The organism is Streptococcus ilei (assembly GCF_000479335.1).
Lineage (GTDB): Bacteria > Bacillota > Bacilli > Lactobacillales > Streptococcaceae > Streptococcus > Streptococcus ilei.
On sequence record NC_022584.1, the window covers coordinates 875900 to 891262 of the forward strand.

A 15363-nucleotide genomic window follows, 5' to 3' on the forward strand; every position below is an offset into this window, starting at 1 on the left:
TTAGAACAGTATATCCCGAAATCAAGTCACTGTCATCCGACTCAAGGCCGATTTCCTGGATCAATTGTCCCTTGATACTTAAGTAGTCCTCGACACCGACCACAGCGGTACTTTTGCAGATCAATCTGCCGCTTTCTCCTGAATTCTTGCCCACAGCTCGTACAAACATAAATCTTATAGTTTCCCTTATCAACTGAAGGGGCATACCGCAAGCCGTCTACCTTTTTGAGTAAGGCCTTGAAATCTTGATCCTGGTGGCGATAGCCCTTTTTCATATAGTAGAGATGGTAGTGACACAACTCATGACGGACAATCTTTCGAAAAATCTCCCAGCCAAATCTTTCTAGTATTTTGGGATTGAAATCCAGATGACCATCCTTTGGGAAAAAACGTCCACCTGTCGAACGCAAGCGGGTATTCCAGATGGCTTGATGGAGAAAGGGGCGACCAAAATCTTCCAACGAAACTTCTTGAACGTATTTAGTTAGATTCATGTGGCGCCAAAAGGGAAAGATTTACTTTTTCACGTTCTACATCAATCTTGTAAACCCATACGGTCACTAGGTCGCCAACTGAAACAACTTGACTTGGATGCTTGATAAAGTGCTGGCTCATCTGTGAAATGTGGATCAAACCATCTTCATGAATCCCAATATCGACAAATGCTCCAAAGTCAACAACATTGCGGACAACTCCTTCAAGTTTTTGACCAATCTTCAAATCCTTCAAGTCAAGAACATCCTGGCGAAGGACGGGAGCATCAAAAGAATCACGTAAATCGCGACCTGGCTTGAGAAGATCCGCCACAATATCTTTCAAGGTTTCCGGACCAATTTCAAGTTCTTTGGCCATAGAAACCGTATCAATTTGTTTCAATTTGGCTTGGGCTTCTTCATCCATCTCCGTGATTCCAAGTAAGGTAAAGAGCTTTTTCACTGCAGGGTAACTTTCTGGATGGACCCCGGTCCGATCAAGGAAATTCTCACTTTCTGGAATCCGTAAGAAACCAGCTGCTTGTTCAAAGGCCTTCGCCCCCAGACGAGGAACCTTTTTAATCTGTGCACGCGAGGTGATCAACCCTTCTTCTTCTCGATACTTCACGATGTTCTCAGAAATGGTTTTATTGAGACCGGCCACGTGAGACAAAAGAGCTGGACTAGCGGTGTTAATATTGACACCAACTTGGTTCACCACGGTATCGACAACAAAGTCAAGACTCTCAGACAATTTCTTTTGGCTGACATCGTGCTGGTACTGGCCAACTCCAATTGATTTTGGATCAATCTTGACCAACTCAGCCAGCGGATCCTGCAAACGACGCGCAATGGAGATGGCTGAGCGCTTTTCAACCGTCAATTCTGGAAACTCATGGCGGGCCAATTCACTAGCTGAATAGACAGATGCACCACTCTCATTGACAATGACATAACTCACATTTGGAACTTCTTTAAGGACTTCCGCAACAAAGGCTTCGCTTTCTCGACTAGCCGTCCCATTCCCAATCGCAATAATTTCTACGCCGTATTCACGAATCAAACGCTTCAGCTCTTCTTTCGCCGCCTCAATTTGTGCTGGTTTAGCTGGTGCAACAGGATAAATCACCTGAGTGGTCAACATCTTTCCTGTCTGATCGACAACAGCCAACTTGGCTCCTGTCCGGAAAGCTGGGTCAAAGCCTAAGACCACGCGCCCTTTGAGGGGAGCAATCAACAAGAGGTGACGAAGATTTTCAGAGAAAAGTTGAATGGCCCCATCTTCTGCCACTTCTGTCAATTCTGTCCGAATCCGACGCTCCATAGCTGGCAACATCTTCTTTTTCAGAGCCTGGTTGATAACTTCTTCGATGTAGCTATTTTTCGATTTAAATCGGGCTTCAAAATGACGAATCAAACGGTCTACAGGATGCTCAAATCCAACCTTTAATACTCCTAATTTCTCTCCACGGTTTAAGGCAAGGGTCCGGTAGCCCTGCATATTTGCAATCTTCTCAGAAAAATCATAATAGATCTGGAAGACTTGCTTCTCGTCTTTGCTCTCATCCTTCAAGCTAGAGGTTATCAAGGAGTGTTTGCGAATCTCCTGGTAAGTGAGGTTACGCAATTGCGGGTCTTCTGCAATCGCTTCGACTAAAATATCGATTGCTCCAGAAATGGCATCTTTTACAGTTGGAAAAGCTTCTGATAAAAATCCCTCTGCTACTATTTCCAAATCCTTTTGATCTTGCAAAATCATCCGAGCAAGTGGAAAAAGTCCTGCCTCACGCGCAATGGTTGCCTTGGTCCGGCGTTTTTCCTTGTAGGGAAGATACAATTCTTCCACATCCGCCAATTTTTCAGCTTGCTCAATCGCTTCTTTTAAGGCTGGGGTCAGTTTCCCAAGCTCTTCAATCTTAGCGAGAACAGTTTCTTTCCGATCAGCTAAGGCTGTTAAAGACTTGTCCATGTCGATAATAGCTTTGATGGCTACTTCATCTAAATTACCCGTAGCATCTTTCCGATACCGAGCGATAAAGGGGATGGTGGATCCCTCTGCTGTTAAGGTCAAAACAGTATCAATCTGTTTGAGACTGACGCCCAATTCTTGGGCTATTTTTTCATATTTTTCCATATCTTCTATTATACCATAGAAGGCCTTCTATACTGCTTTTTCATCTTACTTTTGGACTTGATTTTCCCCTCTTTTTTGAGAATTTGATATAATGAGAAAAAAAGAAAAGGAGACCTATCATGGCGATTAAATTTTCAAAAACAGACGATTTAGACAAACTCTTTGAGGAATTTGCTGTCTTCCCAGATCCCCCTCAAGTCACTTTACCAGATGACAAGAAGAATGAGAAAGCAGGGGAAAAAGAGCAGAAGGATTCTAACAAATGAGTTTCTTCCAACAACTGCCAACCAGTGTCCTTCAGGCTGGAGCGATTTTTCTTTCGATTATGATTGAAGCCCTTCCCTTTGTTTTAATTGGAAGTATCATTTCAGGGGCGATTGATGTCTACATTACCCCTGAAAAAGTCTACCGAGCCCTTCCCAAAAATAAATGGGGGAGAATTCTATTTGGGACCTTGATTGGCTTTATTTTCCCTTCCTGTGAGTGTGGTATCGTCCCCATCATCAATCGCTTTTTAGAGAAGAAGGTACCTAGCTATACAGCTGTGCCCTTCCTAGTGACAGCCCCGGTTATTAATCCCATTGTCCTCTTTGCCACTTATTCTGCCTTTGGCAATTCTATTCAAATGGCTCTCTTACGAGCGATCGGCTCTATCCTGGTGGCGACTGTTCTGGGAATTTTCCTAGGTTTTTTCCAAACAGCTTCTATTCAACGGGCCAACCGCAAGGAAGTCCATCTTCATGACTTTTCAAAACTATCTGCCGGTCAACGCTTCTTCCAAGTGTTTGTGCAGGCCATTGACGAGTTTTTCGACACTGGACGCTATCTGGTCTTCGGTTGTTTATTTGCCAGTGTGGTTCAGGTTTATGTGCCAACTCGCGTGCTAACTTCTATTTCAGCGACGCCACTCCTAGCCATACTCCTCCTTATGCTTCTCTCCTTCCTCCTCTCCTTGTGTAGTGAGGCGGACGCTTTTATCGGCTCTTCCCTTCTCTCGAGTTTTGGCTTAGCTCCCGTTTTAGCCTTTCTGGTTATCGGACCTATGTTAGACGTCAAGAACCTCTTGATGATGAAGAATTATCTGACCAATCGCTTTATTGTCCAATTCATTAGCATCGTCAGTCTCGTTGTCTTGGTTTATGCTTGGTTTGTGGGGGTGGTCCTATGATTCGATTTCTCATTTTAGCAGGCTATTTCGAAATTACTATGTATTTGCAGCTTTCTGGTAAGCTCAACCAATACATTAATATGCATTATTCCTATTTAGCCTATATCTCTATGATTCTTTCCTTCCTCTTGGCTGTCGTCCAGCTCTATATTTGGATGAAGAATCTGCCCGTTCATAGTCACCTCACCAGTAAAAAAGCCAAAGTCATGAGTATTCTTCTGCTCCTGATTCCCTTGATTGTAGGGATTGGATTCCCGACAGTGACCTTGGATTCCCAAACGGTTTCAGCCAAGGGCTATCATTTTCCCATCGCGGCTGGCTCTTCCAAAGATATTCAAAATGATGAGGGCACAACCAACCAATACCTCAAGCCAGATACTAGCAGTTATTTTACCAAGTCTGCTTATGAATCTGAGATGAGGGCTGCAGCCAAGAAGTACCTCAAGCAAGATCATATCCAGATCACGACAGAAAACTATATGGAAGTCATGGAAGTGATCTACGACTATCCAGATGAATTTGCTGGAAAAACCTTTACCCTAACCGGCTTCATTTATAAGGATCCCCAGGATCCGGGTAGCCAGTTCCTTTTCCGTTTTGGGATTATCCACTGTATCGCCGACTCAGGAGTCTATGGTCTGTTAACCAAAGGAGCCTCCCAAACCTATGACGATAACACCTGGGTCCAGGCGACTGGAACTCTCAAGATCCAATACCATAAACAACTTGGCCAAAGCCTTCCTGTCTTAGACATAGAGGAAGCTCACTCAGTAGAAAAACCTACTAATCCCTATGTCTATCGAGTCTTCTAAAGGCTACTAAACATTACTCGGTTGTGACCTTTCGGTCCAACCTTTTTTCGTGGTTTCTTCCCTCATCCTTCTCTATGAAACTCAGAATCCTTTTACTTTCAAAGAGAAATTTTCTGAATTTTATGGTAGAATATGGTTTATCAAGTTAGAAAATAGGTATGAACATGTCCTCAAAAGTAATTGTAACCATTTTCGGGGCCAGTGGAGATCTAGCCCACCGCAAGCTCTATCCTTCCCTTTTTAGACTCTATAAAACTGGAAATCTTTCAGAGCATTTCGCAGTGATTGGAACTGCTCGTCGTCCTTGGAGCAAAGAATACTTTGAATCCGTTGTCGTTGAATCCATTTCGGATTTAGCAGACAGTCCTGAACAGGCGCAGGAATTTGCCAGTCATTTTTACTATCAAAGTCACGATGTTAATGACACGGAGCACTACATCAAGCTTCGTGAACTTCAAAATCAGCTCAATGACACCTACCAAGCTGAGCATAATAAACTCTTCTTCCTATCCATGGCACCTCAATTCTTTGGTACAATTGCCAAACATTTGAAATCTGAAGGCATTGTGGATGGAAAAGGCTTTGAGCGTTTGATCGTTGAAAAACCATTTGGAACGGATTTAGAAACAGCTAGTCAGCTCAACAAAGAACTGGAAGAAACCTTTGAAGAAGAGCAAATTTTCCGGATTGACCATTACCTCGGTAAAGAAATGATCCAGTCCATCTTTGCCCTCCGCTTTGCCAACCTAATCTTTGAAAACATCTGGAATCGTGACTATATCGACAATGTTCAAATCACTTTTGCAGAACGACTAGGAGTCGAAGAACGTGGTGGCTACTATGATGAATCTGGTGCCCTCCGCGACATGGTCCAAAACCATACCCTTCAACTGCTTTCTCTTTTAGCTATGGACAAACCAGCTTCCTTCACCAAGGAAGACATCCGTAAAGAGAAGGTGAAAGTCTTTGAACAATTGGTCAACCCATCTGATGAAGAATTAAAGAAATTGTTTATTCGAGGCCAGTATCGTTCTGGAAAAATCCAAGGGAAAAAGGACATCTCTTACCGTAGTGAACCAAATGTCAACCCTGAATCCATGACCGAAACCTTTGCTTCTGGTGCCTTCTTTGTGGATAGTGATCGCTTCCGTGGAGTACCTTTCTTCTTCCGTACAGGAAAACGTCTCACAAAAAAGGGAACCCATGTGAATGTGGTCTTTAAACAGATGGACTCTATTTTTGGTCAAGAAATTGAACCCAATGTGCTGACCATCTACATCCAACCAAACGAAGGCTTCTCTCTCTCTGTCAACGGGAAAGAAGTCGGCGAGCAATTCCAGATCGCTCCGATATCCTTGGATTATGAAACTGATGCGACAGCGACCGGTGCTTCTCCAGAGCCTTACGAAAAGTTAATCTATGATGTCTTAAATAATGACTCTACCAACTTTAGCCACTGGAACGAAGTAAAAGCATCTTGGAACTTGATTGACCGGATTGAGAAATTATGGGCAGAAAATCAAGTCCCTCTTCATGAGTACAAATCTGGAACCATGGGACCTCAAGCATCCTTCGACCTCTTGAAGGATTACAATGCTGAATGGGTCTGGCAACCAACGATTGAAGAATAATCTATCCTTCTTACTAAAAAATGCAACTTAAAAACTCATCTCTAGAGAGATGAGTTTTTTTTATATCAAGCCTTCTAACAAGCCACGCATAAAGTTCTCAGAATTGAATTCACCGATGTCATCGATTTTTTCACCAAAACCAATTAATTTTACAGGAATATCCAACTCTTCTCGGATTGCAAGGACCACTCCTCCTCGAGCTGTTCCATCAATTTTAGTGAGGACGATTCCAGTAATAGGCGTGATCTTGGAGAATTCCTTGGCTTGGACCAGAGCATTCTGTCCTGTGGAAGCATCTAATGCCAAGAAGGTTTCGTGAGGGGCTGTAGGATCCACCCTCTTGATAATGCGACCAATTTTTTCTAATTCAGCCATCAGATTGTCTTTGTTCTGAAGGCGACCAGCAGTATCAATCATCAAAACATCGACTTGCTCTGCCACGGCCCGTTCCATTCCATCAAAGACGACACTTGCAGGATCTGACTTTTCAGGACCAGTGACAACAGGCACATCCACACGGCGTCCCCATTCAGCTAACTGAGCAACGGCACCTGCCCGGAAGGTATCTGCTGCGACCAACATCACTTTTTTCCCTTCCTTCTTGTACTTATGAGCTAGTTTTCCGATAGAGGTTGTTTTCCCAACGCCATTCACTCCCACAAAGAGCATGACCGTCAAGCCATCTTTAAAGTTAATTTGCTCATTGTATTGGCCATCTTTTTCGTAGAGATCCACCAATTTTTCAATGATCACGCGACGCAAGACATCCGGTTTCTTGGCATTTTCCAAACGGGCTTCATAGCGGAGCTCTTCTGTCAGATTCGAAGCGACCTGGACCCCTACGTCACTCATAATCAAGAGTTCTTCTAACTCTTCAAAGAAATCTTCGTCGACAGAACGGAAGTTGGCAAAGAATGCATTAAGTGCTGCTCCAAAGCCTGTCCGAGTTTTCTTCAAGCTCCGATTGTATTTTTCTTGAACCGTTTCTGTAGGTTCAGCAATCTCTGGCTCACTTGTAGTTTCTTCTACTAAAGGCTCTTCTTCAACCTCTTCTGAAATTTCAGGTTCGCTAGCAGCTTCCTCTACTGACAATTCTGCTTCAAGCTCTTCTGTATCTTCAGGTTCGCTAGTTGTTTCTTCTACTGGAGTGTCTTCTTCAAACTCTCCTGTTTCTTCCTCTGAACTTTCAGTAGTTGCTTCTTCAATTACTTCCTCGGGTTCTTTGGAAAGACTTGAAGTCTCATCCTCTGTTTCATTCTTTGCAAAAACATCCTCATCAAAGGCTTCTTGGGCAAGATCTGATGAAGAATTCAGAGGCTCTTCTTCAAGATTCTCTTCTTGTAACGTTTCTACTTCTATAGTCTGTTCTTCAGGAACAGGAGCAGGTTCGGTTACTTCCTCAGGAGAGGTAGCTTGCTCTAGTTGAGAAGAGCCCTCTTCCTCGATAGCTGTTTCCTGATTTACATGCTCTTCTGAAGGAACTTCTTCAATGGATGCTGTCGACTCTTGCGATGATCGCGCTGATTCGGCAGCCATTCGCTCTTTTAATTCTGCATAGTAGGCTTCCATTGCCGAAATCTTTGCTTCATCACTTTGTGAAGCCTTTTGTGATACTGGCTCAGCTGACGAGCTTGCTTTCTCAGGGCTTTCCACAAGCTCTTCTGTAAGATCCTGAACTTGTGGTTTTGTTTCTTCTTTTCTTCCAAATAGTCGGTCAAATAATCCCATTATTGACCCTCCTTCAATACATATTCTTCAATCGCTCTTCCGACTGCATCTTCATCATTGGTGTAGTCTGAGACTAGTGTGGCAATCTCTTTCACCTTATCCACCGCATTAGCCATGGCGATTCCTAGGCCTGCCCATCTTAACATGCTGGCATCGTTGGCTTCATCTCCACACGCCATGACTTGGCTAGCATCGATTCCTAAATACGCAACCAAAGCTTCCAAGCCTCGATCCTTTTGAACGCCTTTGGGGCACCATTCCAAGAGCATGTCTCTGGATTTAAAAATCTCAAAACGCTCCCTTAATTCAGGAGAAATCTTTGGAATAGCGCCATCCAAATAGTCCTGTTGAAAGGCCGTTACACACTTATTGTAGGAAATCTGACTGGACAAATCTTCAATAGAAACGGGAATAAAGTTCAAGTAAGGATTATAGAGAGGGTAAAGAGATTCTTGATCAGATACAAGTGTATAAACAACCCCTTCGCTGATGGCATCTAGGGGCAAACCAAGGTCCTCTGTCTCCTCATAAATACGGACGACATCATCACGAGAGAAAACTGTCTTCGCAATGATCTCCCCTGTATTCTTTTGTACCAAGCCACCATTAAACGTAATGGTGTATTCATCTGACAAGCCGGCAGTCCCAATCTCTTGAAGCAGAAAATCCATAGCCTTGAGGGGACGACCCGTCGTCAAAACTACCTTGACCCCTTTTTCTTGAGCTGCACGAATGGCAGCTAAGTTCCGAGGGGAGATTTTCTTCTCTGAGTTTAAGAGAGTACCGTCCAAGTCTAGTGCGATAACCTTAATCTGACTCATAATTCTTCCTCCATGAAGCGAAGGATAGATCCTGTCGAATGGTGAGCTAATACTTTTTCAGCCAATTCCAAAATCTCTGGACGGGCATTTTCTGGCGCAATTGGATGGCCAACAACCTGCATCATATGAAGATCATTGAGGTTATCCCCAAAAGCTAGGACTTGATCTCGACTAATGCCTAGCTGATCCATTAGTGCTTGGATGGCGACTCCCTTGTCCACATAATCCAAGACAATATCAATGCACTCATAACCAGTGGTCATAGCCTTAACACCCTCAACATTTTGGGTAACCCAGGCTTCCCCTTCCGCTAATACTTCTTGGTCAAAATTGGTGGTCATCTTAAAGACAAGATCATCAATTTCTGAAAAATCTGACACCATTTGAATATTTTCATTGTAGTTTTGCGAAGCAGCTAGATAGTCTGGATCAACGGTCTTTAAAACATAGCTCCCGAGTTTTCCCGTTAACAAGCACTTATTTTTATCGAAATAAGGACTTTCTTGTAACTTGGCAAACAGAGCTTGGTAAAAATCAGGACTCATGGTCGCTTCATAGACATCTTCACCATGAAACTCAACAACACTGCCGTTTTCAGCTATAAAAATAATTTGATCCTGAACCTCTTTAAAGATTGTCTTCAAAGAGAGGAGAGGCCGACCACTTGCTGCCGCAAAGTAGATCCCTTTTTCTTGAAACTTCTTTAATACCTTTAGGAATAAAGCTTGATCAAATTGATGATTTTCATCCAAAAAGGTCCCATCCATGTCTGTTGCGACTAATTTAATTTCCATTATCCATTCCTTCTATATCTTTCAGCTTCACAGATACAATCTTAGAGACTCCAGATTCTTGCATGGTCACTCCATAGATGGAATCTGCTGCAGCCATGGTTCCCTTACGGTGGGTAACCACAATAAACTGACTTTCCTTATCAAAACGATTGAGGTAATCCCCAAAACGTTTAACATTGGCCTCGTCTAGAGCCGCTTCTACCTCATCCAAGATGACAAATGGAATAGTCTTGACACGAATGATTGAAAAGAGCAGCGCCAATGCTGACAAAGCTTTCTCCCCACCACTCATCAAATTCAAGGATTGAATTTTCTTACCAGGCGGTTGAACAGAAATCTCGACCCCAGCTGACAAGAGATCCCCATCCGTCAAGGTGAGATCAGCGGATCCTCCCCCAAACATCTGTTTAAAGGTTACTCGGAAGGATTCACGAATCGCTTCAAACGTAGACTTAAAGCGTTCTTTCACCTCATCATTCATGTCATTAATGGTTTCAAGAAGAAGATTCTTCGCTGCCAAGACATCTTCTCGTTGACCGGAAAGGAAATCAAACCGAGTCTTGACCTCATCGTATTGTTCGATAGCATCAATATTGACAGGGCCTAAGGCTTTAATCGCTTTCTCCAAGTCTTTTAAGACTTGCTCAGACTGGGCTAGATTTTCTAGTTCGTTGGCCTGATTAGATGCCTCTTCAAAACTCATCTTGAATTCGTCTGTCAGTGCCAACATGAGTTTATTCAATTTGTCTGCCAAGCGATCACGATTGGATTCTGCTTTGGCCTGTAGGCGAATCCACTCCTCATTTTGACGACGGGCTTGTTCCATATGACCCGCTACATCTTCAGACTGGCCTTCCAAATCCTCTAATTCAAATTGCTTACGAATCACAGCTTGCTCCAGAGCGGTTTTCTCTTGAAGGGTTGCTTGCAGTTGTTTTTCAAGGACAGAAACATCGATTTGCTCATGTCGATCTTCTCCCTGCTCAATCGCATATTGGAGAGCTTGGATTTCCCGTTCAGTAGAAGCCAACTCTTGCTGCAAGCGTTCGGCATCTGTTTGGTCATAAGTCAATCGACTCTTCAACTCTGTTTTCTGTAATTGGAGCTTGGCAATGGCTGCTCGTAAATTTTCAATTTTCTCGACAACGACATCTTTATTGAGCTTGACTTCTTCAATCTCAGCAGTGACTTGCTCTTTTTCCGCCTCAATTTCTTTCAGTCGCGCTTGCAAGTGATCCCGTTTTTTGAGAAGCTCCTGGTCGCTACCTTCATCCAGCTCTGTACGGATAAGTTCTAACAGTTCTTGGGCATCCAAGAGTTGCTGGTGAGCTTGCTCAAAAGCCAATTGAAGGCGTTGCTCTTCTAGTCGCGCCCCTTCTCCTTGGCCTTTCAAAGATTCTAGTTTTTCTTGTGATTGGGTCACTTGGTCCTGTTGCTCTTGAACCTGCCCTTCTACTTCTCGCAAATTCTTATGAAGAGAGGCCAATTCTTGGTGCAAACGATCCAGTTCTGGCTTGATAAAAATCGAATTATTGCTTCGATTCGCACCACCTGCATAGGAACCACCTGTGCGCAGTTCAGTTCCATCCAGTGTCACGATACGAACTTGGTAGGCAACCTTGCGAGCAGCCGCCTTAGCGTGCTCAATCGTATCAAAAATAGCCGTGACACCTAAAAGGTTTTGGAAAATCGACTCGAGGGAAGGATCATAGTCAACCAAACTGCTAGCCATCCCTAGGAACCCTGGACAGGCTTCAATCAGTTCTTGATTCTTTCCTGCAAGGTAGCGTGGTTTAATGGTTGTCAAAGGAAGGAAGGTTGCCCGACCCGAGCGATTCTTCTTCAGATGTTCGATTGCCCGTGTTGCTGCTCCTTCGTCTTCTACGATAATATGCTGACTGCTGGCTCCTAGAGCAATCTCTAAGGCAGTCTGATACTCTGGTGAGAAGGAAAGTTTTTCACTGACAGCTCCCACGATTCCACCTAAGCGAGCCGCTTCTTGCAAGACACTCTTTACGCCTGCATAAAAATTACTATGATTTTTTTGAATCGCCTCTAAACTGTTAATGCGAGCCTGTTTCTCCTTACTTTGATCCAGTAGATCAAACATCTTGGCTTGGCCTGATTGATAGGCCTGGCGAGCTTCCTCAAACTGTTTCGCTTCTAACTGATAGGTCTCAAGCAAGTGTTTGAGATGCTCTTGAGCGAGTTGATAAGCCTCTTTAGCAACTTGCTCTTTTTCCTGCAATTCTGTCACCAATTGGATTTGATTTTTGTAATCTTCCTTTTTACTTTGTGACAATTGAGCTGAAGCTTCCAATTGATTTTCAATTGTTGTTAATTCATTTGACCGCTCTGCTTCATCCTGCATCAAGGCCACGTATTTTTCACGTAGATACTCGATCACCTGATCTGGATCTTCTGAGAAGCTGGCCAATTCTTTCTCCAGACTTTCGAGAGCTTCTTGGCTCTTTTGGAGTTCTTCTTGAAGACTCTTTGTATTGGCTTGTTTTTCTTCCAATTGATTCCGAAGAACTTGTAGGCGTTCTTCCAGAGCATTGACCCGCTCTTGATTTTCCTGACGGCTTCGGGCGACCTGTTGTGACTCCAAGCGTGCCAATTCGATTTGTTTCTCTAAATCGCTTAAGAGGCGAGTTAATTCTATGAGGCTAACCTGATCATCTGATAATTGGTGTTGAAGGGCCTGACGACTCTGTTTCAATCGGAGGCTTTCTGCCTCGTACTCTTCTCTTTTCTGGTAATAAGCCTTTAATTGCTCCTGGATAGAGGCCTCTTCTTGGACTGCTTGATCATAGTCTTTTTTATTGACTTCGATCTGAGCAATCAAAACATCCAAATAAAGGACTTGGCGTTGTTGATCCAATTCTAAGAAACGTTTGGCCACAAGCGCTTGCTTTTCAAGAGGTTTGATTTGCCCCTCTAACTCAAAAATAATGTCTTCTAAACGGTCCAAATTATCCTGGGTTTGGACCAACTTAGATTCCGTTTCCTTACGACGCGTCTTAAATTTAAGAACCCCAGCGGCTTCCTCAAAAATAGCCCGTCTCTCTTCTGGTTTCGAGTTGAAGATTTCCTCGACCTTCCCCTGAGAAATAATAGAGAAAGAGTCTCTCCCAAGTCCAGTATCCATAAAAAGATCATGGACATCTCTCAAACGGACTTTCTTGCCATCAATCTTGTACTCACTGTCACCCGAGCGATAGATATGACGTTCTACTCGAATTTCCTTAGCAGCATGTTTGATAAAGCCATCCCGATTATCCAGCACTACCGTTACACAGGCGTAATTCAAGGGTTTACGAGTCTCCGTCCCTGCAAAAATCACGTCGGGCATCTTGCCTCCACGTAGGCTCTTGACACTTGATTCCCCTAAGGCCCACCGTAGACTTTCTGTAATGTTTGATTTTCCAGATCCATTAGGGCCAACTACTGCGGTTACCCCTTGGTCAAATATGACCCGAGTCTTATCTGCAAAAGACTTAAATCCTTGAATCTCAATTTCCTTTAAATACATGAGGGATCCACCTTATTTTCCACTGCTTTTTTTGCTGCTTCTTGTTCTGCAGCCTTTTTAGACCGGCCACGTCCTTGACCGATGATTTTCCCATTGACAGACACTTGAACTTCAAATTCCTTGGCATGAGCCGGACCTGACTCACTCGTCACCTCATAAGTAATCTGTACATCGCCGTGGATTTGAAGGATTTCTTGCAAGCGTGTCTTATAGTCAATCACTTGTTCAAATTGACCTGCCTCGACTTTAGGAATCATGACTTGCTGAATGAAATTCCGAACAGTCTCCACTCCCTTATCCAAGAGCAAGGCCCCTAAAAAAGCTTCAAACAAATCTCCCAAGATGGTATCTCGGTTACGTCCTCCAGATTTTTCCTCTCCCTTGCCAAGTTTGATAAATTGATCGAAACCACAATCACGAGAAAAACCTGCCAGGCTTTCCTCACGAACAATCATGGAGCGCATTTTTGACAAATCACCCTCTGGCTTACTTGGGTAGAGGGCAAATAAATATTCGGAAATCACTAACTGGAGAACAGCGTCTCCTAAAAATTCCAAACGTTCATTATGTGAAATTTTTAAGAGGCGATGCTCATTCGCATATGAGGTATGTGTAAAAGCTGTTTCCAACAATTCTGTATCGTCAAAAGTCAGCCGAAATTTCTCAGCAAGAAGGTTATATAAGGCTTGCATCACGTTACTACTTTCTTTCTTCATTTATGCATCTGGATCGAATCTTATGACTCATTTCGTCCAAAAGATGCGCTCCTCTATTATACCAAAAAAGAGTGCGTATCGCACTCCTTTCCCTTGTTTTCACGATAGGATTTATAGGCTATTCTTTCCTTATCTCATTCTTCTTTATCCGGAATCACTTTGAACAAATAATAGCTTATAAAAATAGTTAATCCCACTAGACCTAATTTCACAAACCAGAGTGGAGCCAGGTAAATGGAAATCCCCATCAATAGGTAAATTTGTAGGATAATTCGTTTTTTCCGCTTCTTAGAGATCGACTTTGTTTCCCGATAATCTGCTACATAAGTTTGGTACAACTTGGTCCCATGTAACCATTTTTCAAATCGTTGAGAACTTTTTGCAAAACAAGCCATGGCTAATAAAAGAAACGGGGTCGTAGGTAAAATCGGTAAAGGAATCCCAATAATCCCTAATCCTAAGGAAATAAACCCCACTGTCATATATACATATTTCAAACTTACTACTCCTATCTTTCCATTCATTTCCAGTCTACAATACTGACCTAAAAGAGGCTGAGACAAAACTCCTAGCCTCTCAATTGTCTTTGGATTTCCGAGCAAGACGCAGTGGTTGAGTGGGCTCTACTACGCTGATTTCATCAGCTTTACAGCCCTACTCAACTGTGCGGAGGTGGGACGACGAAATCGAAGTCTAACGAATTACCGATTTCTGTCCCACTCTCTTTTTAATCATTTAGATATCTACTAATGGAGTCGCTGTATCTGGAGATGTATCCAAGACGTCAAAATCATGCCCCACTGCTAGATCTGCTCGAGCCAATTGATTGACCATGGTCATATGGGCCAATTCCTTGATATTGTTTTCCTTAGATAAGTGGCCTAGATAAATTTTCTTGGTCTTATTGCCTAGGGTCCGAATCATGGCATCGGCACCATCTTCATTAGAGAGGTGACCCAAATCGGATAAGATCCGTTGCTTTAATCTCCAGGCGTAAGAGCCTGCCCGTAGGATTTCCACATCATGGTTGGACTCAATCAAATAGCCATCAGCATTTTCAACAATTCCTGCCATCCGATCGCTAACATAACCTGTATCTGTCAGCATGACGAAACTCTTTCCATCCTTCATGAAACGATAGAACTGTGGAGCCGCAGCATCATGGCTGACACCAAAACTTTCCACATCCAAATCCCCAAAGGTTAAGGTCTTGCCCATCTCAAAAAGATGTTTCTGGGAGTCATCGATCTTCCCAAGGTACTTGCTTCCCTCCATGGCCTTCCATGTAGCTTCATTGGCGTATAGGTCCATCCCGTATTTACGAGCGAGTACACCAACGCCATGAATGTGATCCGAATGTTCATGTGTAATCAAAATAGCATCAAGATCTTCGGGTTTGCGATCAATTTCTGCAAGCAAACCTGTAATCTTCTTCCCGGACAAGCCTGCATCTACTAGAATTTTTTTCTTAGGTGTCTCTAGGTAAAATGAATTACCACTCGATCCTGAAGCCAAAATACTATACTTAAACCCTTTTTCATCCATTTGTTT

13 protein-coding genes are annotated in these 15363 nt (G+C 43.2%); 4 read left to right on the plus strand and 9 right to left on the minus strand.

What is annotated here, in order from left to right; translation table 11 throughout:
* Window positions 1–41 precede the first annotated feature (41 nt).
* Window positions 42–494 carry a SprT family protein gene (locus tag N596_RS04255; RefSeq protein WP_023027091.1) on the minus strand — a complete coding sequence of 151 codons (453 nt, stop codon included), beginning with the start codon at window positions 492–494 and terminating at the stop codon, window positions 42–44.
* Entirely contained in the window at window positions 481–2607 is a 2127-nt protein-coding gene (locus N596_RS04260) for a Tex family protein (protein WP_023027092.1), read from the minus strand. The genes N596_RS04255 and N596_RS04260 overlap by 14 nt, the downstream gene beginning before the upstream one ends.
* A 119-nt stretch (window positions 2608–2726) precedes the next feature.
* Between N596_RS04260 and N596_RS10240 the strand changes: the two genes are divergently transcribed.
* From N596_RS10240 to zwf, 4 genes are all read left to right on the plus strand, one after another.
* Window positions 2727–2873 (plus strand): SPJ_0845 family protein, encoded by a 147-nt coding sequence (locus N596_RS10240; protein ID WP_023023895.1) that lies wholly within the window; start codon window positions 2727–2729, stop codon window positions 2871–2873.
* The gene (locus N596_RS04265) at window positions 2870–3775 is read left to right on the plus strand and encodes a permease (RefSeq protein WP_023023898.1); all 906 of its coding nucleotides are present in this window, start codon (window positions 2870–2872) and stop codon (window positions 3773–3775) included. Before N596_RS10240 ends, N596_RS04265 begins: the two co-directional genes overlap by 4 nt.
* Entirely contained in the window at window positions 3772–4587 is an 816-nt protein-coding gene (locus N596_RS04270; protein WP_023023901.1) for a TIGR03943 family putative permease subunit, read from the plus strand. The genes N596_RS04265 and N596_RS04270 overlap by 4 nt, the downstream gene beginning before the upstream one ends.
* A gap of 164 nt (window positions 4588–4751) precedes the next feature.
* Complete coding sequence (zwf, locus tag N596_RS04275) at window positions 4752–6218, plus strand: glucose-6-phosphate dehydrogenase (RefSeq protein ID WP_042361174.1); 1467 nt, start codon at window positions 4752–4754, stop codon at window positions 6216–6218.
* A gap of 60 nt (window positions 6219–6278) precedes the next feature.
* Here zwf and ftsY read toward each other — a convergent pair whose 3' ends face one another.
* The 7 genes from ftsY to walJ form a co-directional block, all read right to left on the minus strand.
* Window positions 6279–7946: a signal recognition particle-docking protein FtsY gene (ftsY, locus tag N596_RS04280; protein ID WP_023023905.1), complete on the minus strand. Its 1668-nt coding sequence runs from the start codon at window positions 7944–7946 to the stop codon at window positions 6279–6281.
* Window positions 7946–8767, minus strand: coding sequence for a Cof-type HAD-IIB family hydrolase (locus N596_RS04285; protein ID WP_023023906.1), 822 nt, complete (start codon window positions 8765–8767; stop codon window positions 7946–7948). The genes ftsY and N596_RS04285 overlap by 1 nt, the downstream gene beginning before the upstream one ends.
* Complete coding sequence (locus tag N596_RS04290; RefSeq protein ID WP_023023908.1) at window positions 8764–9561, minus strand: HAD family hydrolase; 798 nt, start codon at window positions 9559–9561, stop codon at window positions 8764–8766. Before N596_RS04290 ends, N596_RS04285 begins: the two co-directional genes overlap by 4 nt.
* Window positions 9551–13096: a chromosome segregation protein SMC gene (gene smc / locus N596_RS04295; RefSeq protein WP_023027094.1), complete on the minus strand. Its 3546-nt coding sequence runs from the start codon at window positions 13094–13096 to the stop codon at window positions 9551–9553. Before smc ends, N596_RS04290 begins: the two co-directional genes overlap by 11 nt.
* Entirely contained in the window at window positions 13087–13788 is a 702-nt protein-coding gene (gene rnc / locus N596_RS04300) for a ribonuclease III (RefSeq protein WP_042361176.1), read from the minus strand. The genes smc and rnc overlap by 10 nt, the downstream gene beginning before the upstream one ends.
* A gap of 158 nt (window positions 13789–13946) precedes the next feature.
* A complete protein-coding gene (locus N596_RS04305) occupies window positions 13947–14336 on the minus strand; it encodes a YbaN family protein (RefSeq protein ID WP_373364506.1) in 390 nt (129 codons plus the stop codon).
* Between the two features lie 211 nt (window positions 14337–14547).
* On the minus strand, window positions 14548–15357 hold the full coding sequence (gene walJ / locus N596_RS04310; protein ID WP_023027096.1) for an exodeoxyribonuclease WalJ: 810 nt from the start codon (window positions 15355–15357) through the stop codon (window positions 14548–14550).
* Window positions 15358–15363: the final 6 nt, after the last annotated feature.

What these genes read in the sequence shown, in the direction of transcription:
- N596_RS10240 (WP_023023895.1), top strand. Translation starts at nt 2,727, where the DNA reads ATGGCGATTAAATTTTCAAAAACAGACGATTTAGACAAACTCTTTGAG.
- zwf (WP_042361174.1), top strand. Translation starts at nt 4,752, where the DNA reads ATGTCCTCAAAAGTAATTGTAACCATTTTCGGGGCCAGTGGAGATCTA.
- N596_RS04305 (WP_373364506.1), bottom strand. Translation starts at nt 14,336, where the DNA reads ATGAATGGAAAGATAGGAGTAGTAAGTTTGAAATATGTATATATGACA.
- N596_RS04265 (WP_023023898.1), top strand. Translation starts at nt 2,870, where the DNA reads ATGAGTTTCTTCCAACAACTGCCAACCAGTGTCCTTCAGGCTGGAGCG.
- N596_RS04260 (WP_023027092.1), bottom strand. Translation starts at nt 2,607, where the DNA reads ATGGAAAAATATGAAAAAATAGCCCAAGAATTGGGCGTCAGTCTCAAA.
- N596_RS04290 (WP_023023908.1), bottom strand. Translation starts at nt 9,561, where the DNA reads ATGGAAATTAAATTAGTCGCAACAGACATGGATGGGACCTTTTTGGAT.
- N596_RS04270 (WP_023023901.1), top strand. Translation starts at nt 3,772, where the DNA reads ATGATTCGATTTCTCATTTTAGCAGGCTATTTCGAAATTACTATGTAT.
- smc (WP_023027094.1), bottom strand. Translation starts at nt 13,096, where the DNA reads ATGTATTTAAAGGAAATTGAGATTCAAGGATTTAAGTCTTTTGCAGAT.
- ftsY (WP_023023905.1), bottom strand. Translation starts at nt 7,946, where the DNA reads ATGGGATTATTTGACCGACTATTTGGAAGAAAAGAAGAAACAAAACCA.
- walJ (WP_023027096.1), bottom strand. Translation starts at nt 15,357, where the DNA reads ATGGATGAAAAAGGGTTTAAGTATAGTATTTTGGCTTCAGGATCGAGT.
- N596_RS04285 (WP_023023906.1), bottom strand. Translation starts at nt 8,767, where the DNA reads ATGAGTCAGATTAAGGTTATCGCACTAGACTTGGACGGTACTCTCTTA.
- rnc (WP_042361176.1), bottom strand. Translation starts at nt 13,788, where the DNA reads ATGCAAGCCTTATATAACCTTCTTGCTGAGAAATTTCGGCTGACTTTT.
- N596_RS04255 (WP_023027091.1), bottom strand. Translation starts at nt 494, where the DNA reads ATGAATCTAACTAAATACGTTCAAGAAGTTTCGTTGGAAGATTTTGGT.